The following is a 14,553-nucleotide window of genomic DNA, read 5'->3' on the forward strand; positions in this document are numbered from 1 at the left end:
GCAAAGTGTGTGCCGCGCTAAACAGGGTCAAAATGCACGCAAAAAGCAAAATTGCTTTGCAAAATGCGAATGGTTGATTGCAAATCGGCAATTTAGTGGGGTTAACATGGTATTTTTATCGGCATAAAGATTGCGATGTGCTCTTTACATAGATGTGAGGAGAGCGTTATGAAACATATTGCTATTTATGTCCCACAGTTTCCGGTCGCGTCCGAAACCTTTGTGGTCACCGAAATTGAGGCGTTGCGTGCTGCAGGTCACAAAGTTAGCGTGATCACGATGGAGCATTTAGACCATGAAAGTGACTTTGATTTTGATGTATTCGAACTAAAACGCGAGCGCATTACAACCACACTTAAAGGGTTATGCTGCACCAGTATTCAAGGGGTGGCGAATGCGTACAAAGCCGCATCAAGTCAGCATGCGATACGTAATTTATCACTGCTTTACTTTGGTCTTCAGATTAACTATCTGATTAAAAAACAGAAAATCTCACATATTCATTGCCATTTTATGCACAGCAGTTTGGCGTACGGCATTGTTGCTGCCAAGTACGCAGGAATTAGTGTGTCGAGTGTCGGACATGGACATGATGTATATGTAAACGCGAACGACCTGAACGCTAAGCTGGCGTTTTGCGATTTTAATGTGGCGGTTTGCCAAGATATGTACAACCTGCTGCAAAATATTAAAACCCATTCTGTGCATTTGTTGCATTGCGGTGTAGACGTTAACAAGTTTCAGCATTATGACAATCCAAACAACAGCACGGTAAAGCTGCTATTTGTTGGCCGCTTGGTTGATAAAAAAGGCATTGAGTTTGCACTTAATGCGCTCTCTGATATTTCACCTTCGAAACGACCACAACTTGATATTATCGGCAGCGGGCCCAAGCTCGCGGAGTTAGTTGATTTGGTGAATCAATTGCATCTTAACAATTGGGTGCGTTTTTTAGGGCAGCGTACATCAAGCGAAATTATTGCGCTTTCAAAGCAATATGATGCGTTTATCGCGCCTTTTTGTATTGCTGATAACGGCGATAAAGATACCGGCCCGGTCGTGCTCAAAGAAGCCATGGCTATGGGGTTACCTGCAATTACAACCAATATTATGGGATGTACTGAAATTGTCGATGGTAGCTGTGGCTACACTGTACCAAGTAGAGATAGCGATGCGTTAAAACAAGTCATCTTAACATTTTGCCAACTGCCTGAAAACGAACGTATAAAAATGCGCAACGCTGCACGAGACCGTGTTAACAGGCATTTTAATGCAATAAAGCAAGGTGTTAAGTTATCGCGCTTAATTGAGCAGGTGGCGTATGAACGTTAATGCTGCATTTGTCCATTACGGTATCGCCATTGCTGGGCTAAAAGGGATCAGCCTATTGATGTTGCCGATAGTGACGCGCTTTTTGGCGCCAGAAAGCTACGGCATGCTTAACTTTCTCGTCAGCATTGGCGCCATGTTGAGTATTTTCTTAGGTTTTGGCATGGCTGAAGTGATTTTTCGCTTTGCGGTAAAGCTGCCAAACGAGATGCTCGACTCATTCATTGCCAGTAGTATTAAGTTTACGTTTTTGGTGAGTTGTGTGTTTTTGTTCTTTGCAATCTTTGGCGCGGATATCTGGTTGGCTCTAGTGCCGCTGCCAATTGAAAAGTCGTACTTTTGCCTGTTGATGTTTAATTTGGCGCTCACTACATTGCAGGCCATCTATTTAACACGCTATCGCGTATTGCAACAATCAAAACCCTACATGTGTGTTGCCCTTGCTCAAGGCGTAGTGCAAGCACTGCTTACTTACACCTTATTGTTAAATGATTACGGTATTTTAGGTGTGCTAATAAGTGGTTGTGTCACCAGTTTTATTATTACCTTAGCTTTAGTGATTTACCATCGTTCGCTGTTATTGCTAAAACAGCAGCCATTAACCAGAGAGCATGTTCGTTACGGCGGCTTTATTGCGTTGTCAGCGCTATGTTTATACGGGCTTGGTGGCGCTGAAAATTGGTTTATTGCGAGCTATTTAGGATCATCGCAGCTGGCATATTATTTTATTGCAACGCAATTTTCATTGGCATTGTCGTTAGCGTTTGAGCCATTTCGCTTATGGTGGTTCCCAATCCGCTTCAAACGTTACTTTGAAAATACAGAATTAGCAGCGAGTGGTGCTGTTACAGGGTGCTTTATCATCACTATGCTGGCACTAGCAATGATGATAATCGCCCCTTACCTTATTAGTTGGTTGTTACCTCAAAGCTATCACAACAGTAGCCAATACATTGGGTTGCTGTGCGTTTTATTGGTTATTAAAAGTTATGCGGAGTTGCTGAATTTAGGCTGTTATCTCGATAAAAACGCGCAATACGTACCACTTATAAACGGCATATGTGCCACGGTAGCAATATTAATTATAGCGTTTTTGACCCCAAGCCAAGGCATTAGCGGCGTGTTTGCGGGGCTTTTTGTTGGGCATACAGTGCGATTTTTAGCGTTCTATATAATTAGTCAGCGTATCGCGCCGCTCACATATCATCTCGGTACGGTGTTATTTGGCTTTGGCTTATTGCTACTGCAAATCGGTATTGTGGGCAATGTGATTTGGCTAAATGTAATCTTGCTAATCGTCGCATTACTGCTGTCATTTAAATACGCAATAAAATGTGGCGCGATAAAACCTAATAAAGTGGGAGGTAAGTATGGATACTCTTAGCCAACAGCACTTATCGAAATCGCCGATTAAACTTGCACTGCTCGGTATTCTAATCAGTGTAACTATTATCGGGCTGTTTAAAGTTGCGGGGCCTGCAGCGCCTTTTGCTCTATTGATGCTGCCGTATGCGCTGTATTTCACCGTGCGATTTAGCGTTATTTTTGTCATTTTATTTATTCTTTTTAGTTATTTCCGTATTCACGAAGCATTTCCCGTATTAATGCCGCTTAAGATCCCAAAATTATTGGCTTTGGCGTCACTGTTCGGCATTGCGTGGCATTTGTTTTTAAGTAAAAAGCTCACACCGTTTTGGCACCCAGCGCACAGTGCGTTTATGTTCTTTTTTGCTTGGTTAACCTTATGCGTAATGATGGCGACAAATCGTGGTATGGCCATTGAGTATTGGAGTTCGACCCTAACCAAAGTACTGATTATGGTGTTTGTTATAAGCTGGTGGATCAATACGCCAAAAGCGTTCGGCATTGCCCGGCTTGGTATTATGGTGAGTGGGGCGTTAATTGCCTGTGTTGCAGTCTTTAACAAGCTTAATGGTATTGGGTTAGTGGAAGGTTCACGGGTCACGATTTCGCGCCACTTACAATCGCAAATTGGCGATCCAAACGATCTTTCCTTGGTGCTATTGTTTCCGGTCTCGTTTTTGTGTGCCGAGCTTTTTAACAAAGAAAGCAAAACGATTTACCGTGTATTTGCGTTTATTGCACTGTGCTTGGTGGTGTACGGCATTATTGCAACACAAAGCCGAGGCGGATTATTAGGCGTAATGGCAATTGTTGCGTACTTTTTGGCGCGCACCATCAAAAACCCCGTGGTATTGGTGTCTATTTTAGGGTTTGGTTTAGCGGTGCTCTTGGTGGCAGCGGGGATCAGTGACAGACAAAGTGGCGGTGCAGCAGAAAGCGGTATTGATGAATCTGCAATGGGGCGAATTTATGCGTGGCAGGCGGCAATTAACATGGCGCTATCAAATCCACTCACAGGTGTGGGGGTCAACAACTTTTACGTTAACTACTTCTTTTACAGCCCGCATTGGGATGGCAAAAATCATGCAGTGCACAGTACCTGGTTCCAAGTGCTTGGTGAAACCGGGTTTGTCGGAATTTCGCTTTTTGCAACGCTAATCGCAACGATTTATCGCACATTGAAGCGCAGTGGTTCAAAAGTAAAGTTTTGTCATCAAGCTAATTTGCTTGTCAACGTACAAGCGCTAAAGGCGGGATTAATTGGCTTTGTGGTGTCTGGCACCTTTTTAACTCAGGCGTTTACCTGGCCTATCTACATTATTTTATCGCTCAGTATTGCCTTGGAACAAATGCTGCAAACGTTAAGTAAAGATACGCAGGAGAATCGTCATGATAGCTGATGTTAAAAATTGGGTGAAAAGCAGTGATTCGGGCTTTGGCAAATTTTGTCGCGGTAGCTTTTATGCAATTAAGCATATTGAAATGCCGGTTGTGCCAGTACTTTACAAAATATTGTTCGCACTTCATCGAAGTAGTAAAACGATTTGGCACAATACACTGCAGTTTATTTATTTTACGCCCATGTTTAAAAGCCAAGTAAGCGGCAGTAAAAAGCGCTTAACCTTACAGTGCGGTATGCCACAAGTTATTGGTGCACTTGCAATTAGCCTAGGTGACGATGTCAGAATGTCGGGCATTGCAACCTTTTGTGGGCGCTATCACTCAGAACGCATAGCAAAGCTAATTATTGGCAATAACGTGGACGTGGGCTGGCAAAATGCATTTTCTGTCGGCACAAAAATAGAGCTACAAGATGATGTGCGTTTAGCTGGAAAAGTATTTTTAGCAGGCTTTCCTGGTCACCCGTTAAATTGCGCCGAGCGCGCCAAAGGTAAACCCGATTTACCAGAGCAAGCGGGCGATATCATTATTAAACAAGGTGCTTGGATAGGCACAGGTGCAACGGTTTTGGCAGGCGTTACTGTTGGTAAAGGGGCGATAGTTGCTGCAAATACGGTTGTCACTAAAGATGTGGCCGACTTTACACTTGTTGCTGGCAATCCGGCCAAAGTGATTAAGCGTTTAGATTAAGGAGTAAGCTATGAAATTTGTCGTATTTGCAGAAGACTGGGGGCGTCACCCAAGCAGTACCCAGCATATTTTTAAAGTGATCGCCAAGCGATACGATGTAACTTGGTTTAACTCCGTAGGCATGCGCAAACCTAAAATTAATTTTACCGATATTAAGCGTGTGTTGAGTAAGGTTAAATTGATGATGGCTGGAAACGTTAAGTCACCGGGCGATAAATTGCCAGTTGAAGCATGTAACCCCCTAATTTTCCCTTGGCATGACAACAAGTTGGCGACGCTTTTTAATAAGCGTCAAGTTGCCAAAACTCTCGACTTGTCGTCCCATGAGCCGATTATCTATTGGGTGAGTGTACCAACCGCCATCAATATGATTCAACTACGCCCACAAGACCGCTTAATTTATTATTGTGGCGATGATTTTTCCAGCTTGGCTGGAGTTGACTACGACTTGGTTAAGGCAAGTGAACAGCGCCTAATTCATATGGCACATAATATTTATGTGGTGAGTAAGGTGCTACTCGATAAAATGCCAGCGCACAAAACTCAAATGCTTGAACACGGCGTTGACTATGACTTGTTTTGTGATATGACAAAGCCTCATATGCACCTTCATAATCTTAGTAACGTGGTTGGTTTTTATGGCTCAATATCACAATGGTTAGATGTCGATTTGTTAATAAAGCTTGCCAAGGCGCGCCCACATTATCATTTGGTACTGATTGGAAAAGCCGATATTGATATTAGTGCGCTCGTTGCATTGCCGAATGTGATTTATATTTCGCAAATTGCTCATCATCAATTGGCGAGTTTTTCTCAGCACTGGCAAGTCTCGTTGTTACCGTTTTTAGATAATGGTCAAATAAAAGCGTGTAACCCACTAAAACTAAAAGAATATTTAGCCGCCGGTAAACCTATTGTGTCAACCCATTTTCCTGCGGTTGAACGTTATAAAGACATGGTGCTCATCGCAAGAGACCACGCAGGCTTTATCGCCCGAGTTGACCATGCCATGGTAATTTCTAAGAGTCCGTTCCTTGATTGGAAAACGCCATCTAAACAGCATGTTGTACGACACAGCTGGCAACAAAAAGCTGCGTTTGTGTTGGAACAACTGGATTAAAGCGTTGCATATTGCAACGCTTTTTGTTTTGGACTTTTTTTTGCCTTAATAATCAATGATTTATTTTTGGTTTCTAACTTGCAGCACTAATGTTAATAGGCTCAAAGTTAGGAGAGTTAGATGAAAAGCTCAATTGTTAGTTTATTATTTATTGCTGCAGGCAGCAGTGCTGCGCCGTTCGATACCTGCCCGTCTAAAGCATTTTTGGTTCAAGGGAGCAGCGCCACAATTTTTGGCGTTAACCTTGTGTCTGGTTCATACGATCAGTTTGCTGCTAATGTCGGCACTAACCAAAAAGTAAATGGATTTGGTTTTAGTGTGCATGACAGATATTTATACGGCTGGGATTATAGCCGGGGCAATATCGGTCGCATTGGCAAAGACTACGTGTTAGAGCCACTTAATGCATCTGGTTTACCAAATACAAACTTTTATGTAGGTGATGTATCTGTACAACAAAATGCTTACTACGTCTATCGAAAAGGCGCAGATTACGGTTTATATCGAATTGCACTTGATGAAAACGAAGCTGATTATCTGGTTGCCTCAAAGGTTATTGACGGTGGTAGCCTTAATCTAAATATTTTTGATTTAGCGTTCCACCCTGATGAAAATCTCGCCTACAGCGTTGATAACAGGGGTAATTTAATTGCTATTGATGTGATTTCTGGTAATAGCACTAATCTGGGATTTACTGGCGTAATAGGCACATTTGGAGCGGTTTATTTTGATGTAGAAGGTTACCTATATATTAGCCGAAATAGTGATGGACATATCTTTCGTGTTGAAATTAACGACCCGACTTCAACAACCTTATTTGCATACGGACCAAGCTCGGGCAATAACGATGGTGCCCGTTGTGCTACTGCACCAATCATTGACGAAAGCGAAGCACCAACCCTTGATTATGGTGATGCACCTGATAGTTACGCTACGTCTATAAGTGCCAATGGAGCACGTCATGGAAAAGGAAACCTGTACTTCGGTAATAGCGTGAGTGCCGAGCATACTCCAAAATCGTTTGATGACGACGACGGCATAAGTTTCTTAACAGGTTTAGAAACAGGACTGGACACCCTAGTGTCATTTACGCTCTCTGCTCCAGGCTATGTAAATGCATGGGTTGATTGGAACGGTAATGGCCAATTTGATGAATCTGAACAGATTATTGCAGAACATCTCGGTAGCGCCGGCGAAAACCGCATGCTGATAGAAGTCCCTATCGATGCGAAAGAGGGGGCAACATGGGCACGTTTTAGAGTGTCAAATACGCCATCGATCGCACCAATTGGAGGTGTGGACAGTGGTGAAGTAGAAGACGTTAATGTATCAGTTATTGCGAATGGTTTAGTGGAAGTTGCTACCGCGTGGCAAACAGCTGCATTTGAAGATTTATGGCCGCAACAAGGCGACTATGACTTTAATGATGTTGTTGTGAGATATCGCGTGTTTAAAAGTCAGATAGGCAATCAGATCGTGCGTTTTAAATTCGAGGGTGAATTACTTGCAGTCGGTGCCAGTTATCACAATGCTTTTGCATTTCGTATTGCCAACATGCCACGAAGCGCCGTAAATGAATCCCTGGTTAGGTTAACGATTGATGGAAAACAGGTTGCCAAAAATCCATTAGAGGCAGGTCGTAGCGAAGCAATTTTAGTCGCTTTGGATGACACAAAGGTGATTGCGACAGCAAAATCAAATTGTAATTACTTTAGAACTGAGTCGAACTGTTTAAGTCAACAGCCCATCTCGTTTTCTGCAACGTTGCCGTTGCTCAACAGCATTGCTGACAATGCAAGTATATTAAACGATATTTCTCCGTTTATCTTTGCCGTAAACGGATTCGATCATGGGCCGTACGTTGATAGTGCGAATGCTAGAGGCTGGGAAGTACACCTTAAAAACCACTCACCTACAGAAGCATTCGATTCAACCTATTTTGATAAGGGAGATGATGCATCGACCACAAATGGTAATTTTCAAACAGTAAACGGTCTGCCATGGGCGCTTATTATTGGTACCCGTTGGGATCATCCAACAGAAGGTACCGACATGTTGTTTGCTTACCCCCAATTTAAAGCGTTTGCGCAAAGCGCTGGCAGCACAAACACCACCTGGTTTAACAATCCGGTTAACCGTTATTCGGTTCAGAATTAGGAGACAATTTATGAAACAGTTTTTTATAACATTATTTGCTCTGTCTACGATTGCATGTGGTGGTGGAGGCGGCGAAAGTACACCTCAAAAAACGCCAGACGTTGTTACTGATGGCGGAAATGGTAGCGACAATTCAGGCACTGCGGGTTTAAATGTGGCACCAGAGTTCGACTTTAAAACAGACGTAACTGTAATTGTTGATGTGGCAGCAAACTTAGTTAACGAGCGAGCCTTTATCAATATATGCCAAGTTGAGGCTATATTAACTCATGAAGATAATTGCTTCTTAAGAGCACCGTTAACTTCAGATGGGTTACAAATTTCGTTGACTTTGCCACATGCAGGGCAAAAGATAAAAGCGGATATTTGGTATTACGATACCTCAATGTCACCAATGCGTTATGAATGGCAGTACGATGTCAGCCAAGACCAACAAAAGTGGTTAATTAACTGACCACATTGTTAACTTGGAATTTAAAGCACTTGCTTAAACTAGCCCAGCGTAATACCCCTGTTAAATTGAATTTAAAAAGCGCCTCTTTAGGCGTTTTTTATATGTTGATGATTCTAAATCCCAACGGATTATGCCGTTAGCCATCACTTTAAATAACATAACCATCTAATTTTAAGTAAAAATTTTACGTTTTATGAGTCAGTTTTAGTTAAAAAACCCTACAGTTCCAATAGTTGGCGCTGAACTTGCGATAGTTATATCAAAGGGGTGAAAAAACGGTGTTTTTCACATTTTGATATAGCAAATCGCTAAATTGCGTTGCAATTTGCGAATTAGGATTAGAAATGGTTTTTACGATTGCGCAAATTAAAAAGCTTATCTACCTAGCCTTATACACCATGTATGAGCGCTGGCAGCTTATTGCGTTACCGATGATCATTGTGCCGATTGCTGTGATTGCAATTTCACTTAGCAGTGAAAAGCAATATACCAATCACGCGACTATTTTGATTGAAGAGTCTGCGTTGTTAAATCCTTTCTTAGATGAGCTTGAATTCTCATTTGAATTATCGGCCCGTATGGATGCGCTACGCACTTTGGTACTGAGTCGTAAAAATTTAACTGAAGTAGTAAAAGAGGTTGGTTTAGTGGATGACTTAACCAATCAACTTGAAGTTGAAAAAATGCAGCAAAAATTAGCCAGTGCCATTTCAATTTCACTGGTGGGCGATGAGTTAGTGCGCATTCACTTTAAATGGAACAAACGCGAACAAATGAAGCCAGTGCTTGAAGCACTGGTTGAGAAATTTATTGAGCGTTTGTTAGCGCCAACCAAAGCATCCCTTGATACGTCAGAAACATTTTTGAAAAACCAACTTGAAGAGCTGCGCCTGCAACTAGAACTTGCTGAAGATAAATTAGCAAAGTTTAAGCGTGATAACCGTGAAGCGCTGCCTGAGTTATTAAATGTGAACCAAGATACCCTGGCGCGTTTAGAGCAAGAAAAACAGCAAAAACTAGTTGATCTAAGTGGCGCAAAAGCACGCCTAGCAACACTTAAAAAGCAACTTGCCAAAGCGAATCCAGTTAAGGGGCGCTTAGTTGATAGCATTATGCGTATTGAGGCAGATATTGCGCTATTGCGTACCCGTTACACAGATCAGCATAGCAAGGTTCAGGCTAAATTACGCGAACTCGAAACCTTACAAATTCGCAAGCAAGAAATGGAAAGTCAAGCAAAGCCATTTGAAGAGGCTGATTTAGATTCACTGTGGCAAATCGCCAACAGTTTACCGTTAGGTGCTAACGCCAAAGACAGCGCATTACTGGTTGCGCAACTTATTACTTTGGAAGAAGCTGAAAATAATGTCGCACAGCTAAATAATGAAATTGAGATGCTAAGCGAACAGTTATCGGTTGTCTCAACACGTCTTTCAAGTTCAAGCGAAATTGATAAAGCACTGCGCCAACTGCAACGGGATTATCAAGTGAAACAAACCTTGTATTCTGAAATGCTTGAGCGTTATGAAATGTCAAAAGTGACAGGGCAATTAGTACGCTATGAGGGCCCTGATAAAGTAAAAACCATTGAACGCGCATACAGCCCAACATCACCGATTAATCAATCGTTGGTGGTAAGCATCATTTTGGGCATTGTACTTGGCCTATTTAGCGCTGCGGCACTCACATTTGTTGCCATGATCACCGACTTACGTGTACGCGATGAAGCAACGATAGAAACGATTGCAGGGCAACGCGTATTAACCAAATTACCCATTGTGAACGATGTCACTGTACATCGAATCGACTAATTGGAGGCATTATGAATAACATTATTCAACTAATTCAGCACCCACAAGTGGGCGGGCTTGAAAAAATGGCATTTGGCCTGTGCTGTAGTGAAATAACAAATTCAAAAATGTTTTTAGTAGCGATGGAAGGCACTAAAAAAGGGGCGATTAAAGCATGGCCTCAGCTGGAAGAATTAAACAACTTTTACTGTTTAAATAAAGCGCCGGGCGTGAGTTGGCAAACAGTTAAAAAGCTCGTTGCTCTTATTGATAAGTTTGATATTAACGTAATTCACAGCCACCATATTGGCCCCATGTTGTACGCCAGTTTAGCCAAAATGCTAAGACCCAAAATACAGCATATTCATACCTTGCATGATGCGTGGTATTTAACGGATTTCAAATACCGTATGTTCACTAAAGCGATTGGCAAATGTACTCCAATTACTATAGTGGCAGATGCAAAAGCGGTCGCAGAGCTTGCTCAAAAACAGGCCAAAATTAAGCCAGATCATGTGGTGCACAATGGTATTGATACAGACTACTTTACGCCAATCTCACGTTACAGCGCTCGTAACAAATTAGGGCTACCACATAATTACACGCTAATTGGCTGTGCCGCCCGTGTTGAAGAGGGCAAAGGTCATAAGTCCATGTTGCGAACGCTCACAACACTCCCTTATAAGGTACATATGGTGTTTGCCGGTAGCGGCAGTCAACTTGAGAAAATGAAAGCGTATGCGGAACAACTTGGTGTTGCGGATAGGGTTTACTGGCTTGGGTGTGTATCAGATATGCCAAGTTTTTACTCGGCCATTGATGTGTTTTGCTTGTACTCAGAGCGGGAAGGGTTACCACTATCGATTTTAGAAGCGATGGCTTGTAATCGCCCCGTCGTTGCCAGTGATGTGGGGGGAATTAGCGAAGTTGTAAATACACCACATGGGTTTGTATTACCTATAAATGAAGAACAGTTACTTGCTCCAAATTTAATAAAAGCACTTTCACTGAATTATGGCACTCGTATTCGTCAATATGCGTTATCACAAGCAACACTAAAAGTGATGGCAAATCGTTATAACAAAATCTATCAACACGCGATGGTATAAGGAGTTCATTATGCTTTGGTTTATCATAATATTTGTTGCTGTTTTATTTGTTTATCATCATTTTATTTATCCAAAGTTGCTGGCGATATTGGCTGCAAAAACGCCACGAAAAGTGATTGACGGCACGCCGCTTAGCCATCGAGAAACGCCATCAATTGGGGTTTTTATCGCGGCATACAATGAAGCAAATTACATCGAAGAAAAGCTGCATAATTTAGCGTCGCAGCTTTATCCAAATGATAAAATGGGTATTCACATTGTCGGTGATGGCTGTACTGATGCAACTGCTGATGTTGTTAAACGTGTTAGCGCGCATCTACATGATCAATTTATTTATTGCACATACGATGAGATTGCTGTTAACGCGGGCAAAGTAAACGCGCTCAATACACTAATAAAACGTTATCGCGATGAGTACGATATAATTGTGTTTACAGATGTCAGTGCATTGATGAGTGTAAATTGCCTTGAGCAAGTGGCTAAATCAATGGTTAATAAAGACATTGTTGCTGTTTCAGGTAACTATTTACCAAATAGTTCTGCTCATGGCTGTTTAGATAAATATTGGCAATACCAAAACGCCGTGCGTCGACTAGAAGGGCAGCTTGGTGCAGTAAACGGGTTCGCAGGTGCCATGTTTGCTATGCGTGCAGAAAAAGTAACACCACTTTTATCAAACACTATTAACGATGACTTTGTGCAGTTGGTATCAGCGCTTGGCAAAGAGCAGTGTGCCAGTTTCAACGATGAAATTGCCATAATCGAATGCGAACAAGACAATCAAACACAAGATTTCAGCCGTCGTATTCGCATCGGTGCAGGAAATTGGCAGCAATTAAACACTATATTTAAGCGCGTAAACCAGTTTAGTTTGGCGCAAATTTTCAGCTTTTTTTCTAACAAAGTACTGCGTGGAGTAATGCCCGTAATGCTGTTTAGCGCATTTGCCGCATTAACTATGTTAGCTGTTTTAGGTGATATCGCGGCGCAGCTACTGCTGGGCAGTATGCTGCTTATAAACCTAATTGGGGTGATAAAAGCGATGTTTAAATGGCATACAGACTTGCCATTAATTGATTCTGTAAACTATGTAATCACCAGTTACCTAGCGGGCTTAATTGGCATTGTGTCACTGTCTCGATACAAAACAGCTTGGCGCAGAGTGTCGTCATCTAATCCGGGAGTTTCAATGATTGCGTTTTGCAAACGCAGTATTGATATTATCGGTGCAGTGGTTGGTTTAACCTTATTCTCGCCAATTATATTGCTTGCTGGTATTGCAATTAAACTTGATTCAAAAGGAGGCGTAATTTACAAGCAATTACGTGTCGGGCGGATTAACGAAGATAGAACCGATTTAATTTACGTTTACAAGCTGCGTAGCATGCGTTTTGACGCCGAAAAAGCAACAGGTGCCGTTTGGGCACAAGGTAACGATCCTCGCATTACGCGTGTTGGTCGCTTTTTAAGAAAAACGCGCATTGATGAATTACCACAGTTTTGGAATGTACTTAGAGGTGATATGTCGCTAATTGGCCCGCGTCCAGAACGCCCTAGCTTTTACACTAAATTAGAACGTGAAATTCCGTATTTTATTCAGCGTACCTATGGTATTAAGCCAGGTATTTCGGGGCTTGCTCAAGTGATGAATGGCTATGATGAAAGCGTGGAAGATGTACGCAATAAAATTGCGTGGGATTATTCGTACGTATTATCAATGTCGCGCTTTTCAACTTGGCTTAAAATGGAATGTGATATCTTATTCAAAACCATTAAGGTAGTGGTACTTGGTAAAGGACAATAGCATTGCAAAATGCAACGGGCTGGATCTAGCTTGTTGCATTTTGCTATTTCAAACATTTTTTAAAATATAAATAACTGAAATATAAGTAAATAAATTTTGGCACTCTATTTGGTTGTTATTAGTCATAGTCTCAAAAGAGGATATGATTATGAACAACTTACTTCCCACTAAAGAGCAAAACAACACGTTAACGGTTGAGCTTCCGCATGACTTTTCGGGCTTAAATGTAGATAAATATCGCGAGCATTTTGAGTGTTTTGCTGCGACACAGCATGATTCAGTAGTGCTTGATTTTGGCAATACCGAATTTATCGATTCATCAGGTATTGGTGCCATGGTGTTTTTGTTTAAACGCATTGAACAGCGCGGTATTCCAATGTCTTTACTTGATGTGTCAGGTCAACCGGAAAAGCTAATGAAGCTGTTACGTGTTGACGCAACCATTCCATTTATTAGCTCTACAGAAACTGCTTAAGAAGGAATTGTCGCTATGGATAAGTTACTGCCTATCGCATGTATTATCGGTGTGTGCTCTGGTTGTTCCACGTGGCCTGAAGAAGGTCGCGGCGGTTGGGCAGAGCAATATCATCCAGATGCCCCGCAAAGCACTAATGGCTTTGAGAATGCCTTACCATTTCAGGTGATGAACGAGTTCGAGCACCTTTCACTGAAACTTGATTGGCTAAAAAGTCGTGGTATCAAAAACTGTATGCCGGGGCAGTTATATCAAGCCGAGTTAATGTTGACACGAATCAACCGCACATTAGCTGCTGAGATGTATTCGCAAGCGCAATTAGATATGCGTACTTTCTACCATCAGTTACAGCAGTTAGAGAATCACTTTGAGCGCGTGATCAGTAATACACATTGCATTGCGGATACGCGAAAAAACGATTCAATGTTGTTTGAAAAGTTGGAAAACTTGCTTAATAGCGACAACCAATTTGCGTTTGATAGTTTCGAAGTAACACCTAAGTATCGCGTGCGATTGGCGCAAAGCGCTGAGCTGCTTAAAATGTCGCCTGCTACCAAAATTTTGTTAGTTGGACACACAGATCAACGTGGCAGCAAAGTGAGTAACTTTGAATTGGCGTATAAACGCGCTGAAAGCGTTAAAAGTTGGCTTACCCTTTACGGTGTCAATCCCGAACAGGTCAATACGTTAGCGCAAGGTGCACAAGTACCATTTAGTAACGAGGGTGAATCAGTACAAAAGCAGCATTCAGACCGCCGTGTAAATGCGTATATTCTTGCAAATTCTGCAAAAGCCGCAGAGCTCACTAAAGTAAAGCCTTTGTCCGAGTGGACAAGTGCTTTGGAAGATAAGGAGTGAT

Annotated in this window: 12 protein-coding genes; all 12 read left to right on the forward strand. The window is 42.1% G+C overall.

Annotated features, from left to right (window positions below; genetic code table 11):
* Positions 1-168: 168 nt before the first annotated feature.
* The 12 genes from PSPO_RS15620 (at position 169) to PSPO_RS15675 (ending at position 14,552) form a co-directional block, all read left to right on the forward strand.
* Complete coding sequence (locus PSPO_RS15620) at positions 169-1,332, forward strand: glycosyltransferase (protein ID WP_010558225.1); 1,164 nt, start codon at positions 169-171, stop codon at positions 1,330-1,332.
* Positions 1,322-2,713 (forward strand): lipopolysaccharide biosynthesis protein, encoded by a 1,392-nt coding sequence (locus PSPO_RS15625; protein ID WP_010558224.1) that lies wholly within the window; start codon positions 1,322-1,324, stop codon positions 2,711-2,713. Before PSPO_RS15620 ends, PSPO_RS15625 begins: the two co-directional genes overlap by 11 nt.
* The gene (locus PSPO_RS15630) at positions 2,700-4,094 is read left to right on the forward strand and encodes an O-antigen ligase family protein (RefSeq protein WP_010558223.1); all 1,395 of its coding nucleotides are present in this window, start codon (positions 2,700-2,702) and stop codon (positions 4,092-4,094) included. The genes PSPO_RS15625 and PSPO_RS15630 overlap by 14 nt, the downstream gene beginning before the upstream one ends.
* On the forward strand, positions 4,084-4,785 hold the full coding sequence (locus PSPO_RS15635; protein WP_010558222.1) for an acyltransferase: 702 nt from the start codon (positions 4,084-4,086) through the stop codon (positions 4,783-4,785). The genes PSPO_RS15630 and PSPO_RS15635 overlap by 11 nt, the downstream gene beginning before the upstream one ends.
* 10 nt (positions 4,786-4,795) lie before the next feature.
* Positions 4,796-5,905 carry a glycosyltransferase gene (locus PSPO_RS15640; RefSeq protein WP_010558221.1) on the forward strand — a complete coding sequence of 370 codons (1,110 nt, stop codon included), beginning with the start codon at positions 4,796-4,798 and terminating at the stop codon, positions 5,903-5,905.
* A 120-nt stretch (positions 5,906-6,025) separates the two neighbouring features.
* The gene (locus PSPO_RS15645; protein ID WP_010558220.1) at positions 6,026-8,062 is read left to right on the forward strand and encodes an LruC domain-containing protein; all 2,037 of its coding nucleotides are present in this window, start codon (positions 6,026-6,028) and stop codon (positions 8,060-8,062) included.
* Positions 8,063-8,072: 10 nt separating this feature from the next.
* The gene (locus PSPO_RS15650) at positions 8,073-8,516 is read left to right on the forward strand and encodes a hypothetical protein (protein WP_010558219.1); all 444 of its coding nucleotides are present in this window, start codon (positions 8,073-8,075) and stop codon (positions 8,514-8,516) included.
* A gap of 344 nt (positions 8,517-8,860) precedes the next feature.
* The gene (locus PSPO_RS15655) at positions 8,861-10,327 is read left to right on the forward strand and encodes a GumC family protein (protein ID WP_010558218.1); all 1,467 of its coding nucleotides are present in this window, start codon (positions 8,861-8,863) and stop codon (positions 10,325-10,327) included.
* 11 nt (positions 10,328-10,338) lie between these two features.
* Entirely contained in the window at positions 10,339-11,415 is a 1,077-nt protein-coding gene (locus PSPO_RS15660; RefSeq protein ID WP_010558217.1) for a glycosyltransferase, read from the forward strand.
* 10 nt (positions 11,416-11,425) lie between these two features.
* Positions 11,426-13,219 (forward strand): sugar transferase, encoded by a 1,794-nt coding sequence (locus PSPO_RS15665; RefSeq protein WP_010558216.1) that lies wholly within the window; start codon positions 11,426-11,428, stop codon positions 13,217-13,219.
* Between the two features lie 148 nt (positions 13,220-13,367).
* Positions 13,368-13,694, forward strand: coding sequence for an STAS domain-containing protein (locus PSPO_RS15670; RefSeq protein WP_010558215.1), 327 nt, complete (start codon positions 13,368-13,370; stop codon positions 13,692-13,694).
* A 15-nt stretch (positions 13,695-13,709) separates the two neighbouring features.
* Positions 13,710-14,552, forward strand: coding sequence for an OmpA family protein (locus tag PSPO_RS15675; RefSeq protein ID WP_010558214.1), 843 nt, complete (start codon positions 13,710-13,712; stop codon positions 14,550-14,552).
* Position 14,553: the final 1 nt, after the last annotated feature.

Origin of the sequence: Pseudoalteromonas spongiae UST010723-006 (genome assembly GCF_000238255.3) — a bacterium.
GTDB lineage: Bacteria > Pseudomonadota > Gammaproteobacteria > Enterobacterales > Alteromonadaceae > Pseudoalteromonas > Pseudoalteromonas spongiae.

Coding starts and splice junctions, on each gene's coding strand:
- PSPO_RS15620 (WP_010558225.1), top strand. CDS start 169: ATGAAACATATTGCTATTTATGTCCCACAGTTTCCGGTCGCGTCCGAA.
- PSPO_RS15625 (WP_010558224.1), top strand. CDS start 1,322: ATGAACGTTAATGCTGCATTTGTCCATTACGGTATCGCCATTGCTGGG.
- PSPO_RS15630 (WP_010558223.1), top strand. CDS start 2,700: ATGGATACTCTTAGCCAACAGCACTTATCGAAATCGCCGATTAAACTT.
- PSPO_RS15635 (WP_010558222.1), top strand. CDS start 4,084: ATGATAGCTGATGTTAAAAATTGGGTGAAAAGCAGTGATTCGGGCTTT.
- PSPO_RS15640 (WP_010558221.1), top strand. CDS start 4,796: ATGAAATTTGTCGTATTTGCAGAAGACTGGGGGCGTCACCCAAGCAGT.
- PSPO_RS15645 (WP_010558220.1), top strand. CDS start 6,026: ATGAAAAGCTCAATTGTTAGTTTATTATTTATTGCTGCAGGCAGCAGT.
- PSPO_RS15650 (WP_010558219.1), top strand. CDS start 8,073: ATGAAACAGTTTTTTATAACATTATTTGCTCTGTCTACGATTGCATGT.
- PSPO_RS15655 (WP_010558218.1), top strand. CDS start 8,861: ATGGTTTTTACGATTGCGCAAATTAAAAAGCTTATCTACCTAGCCTTA.
- PSPO_RS15660 (WP_010558217.1), top strand. CDS start 10,339: ATGAATAACATTATTCAACTAATTCAGCACCCACAAGTGGGCGGGCTT.
- PSPO_RS15665 (WP_010558216.1), top strand. CDS start 11,426: ATGCTTTGGTTTATCATAATATTTGTTGCTGTTTTATTTGTTTATCAT.
- PSPO_RS15670 (WP_010558215.1), top strand. CDS start 13,368: ATGAACAACTTACTTCCCACTAAAGAGCAAAACAACACGTTAACGGTT.
- PSPO_RS15675 (WP_010558214.1), top strand. CDS start 13,710: ATGGATAAGTTACTGCCTATCGCATGTATTATCGGTGTGTGCTCTGGT.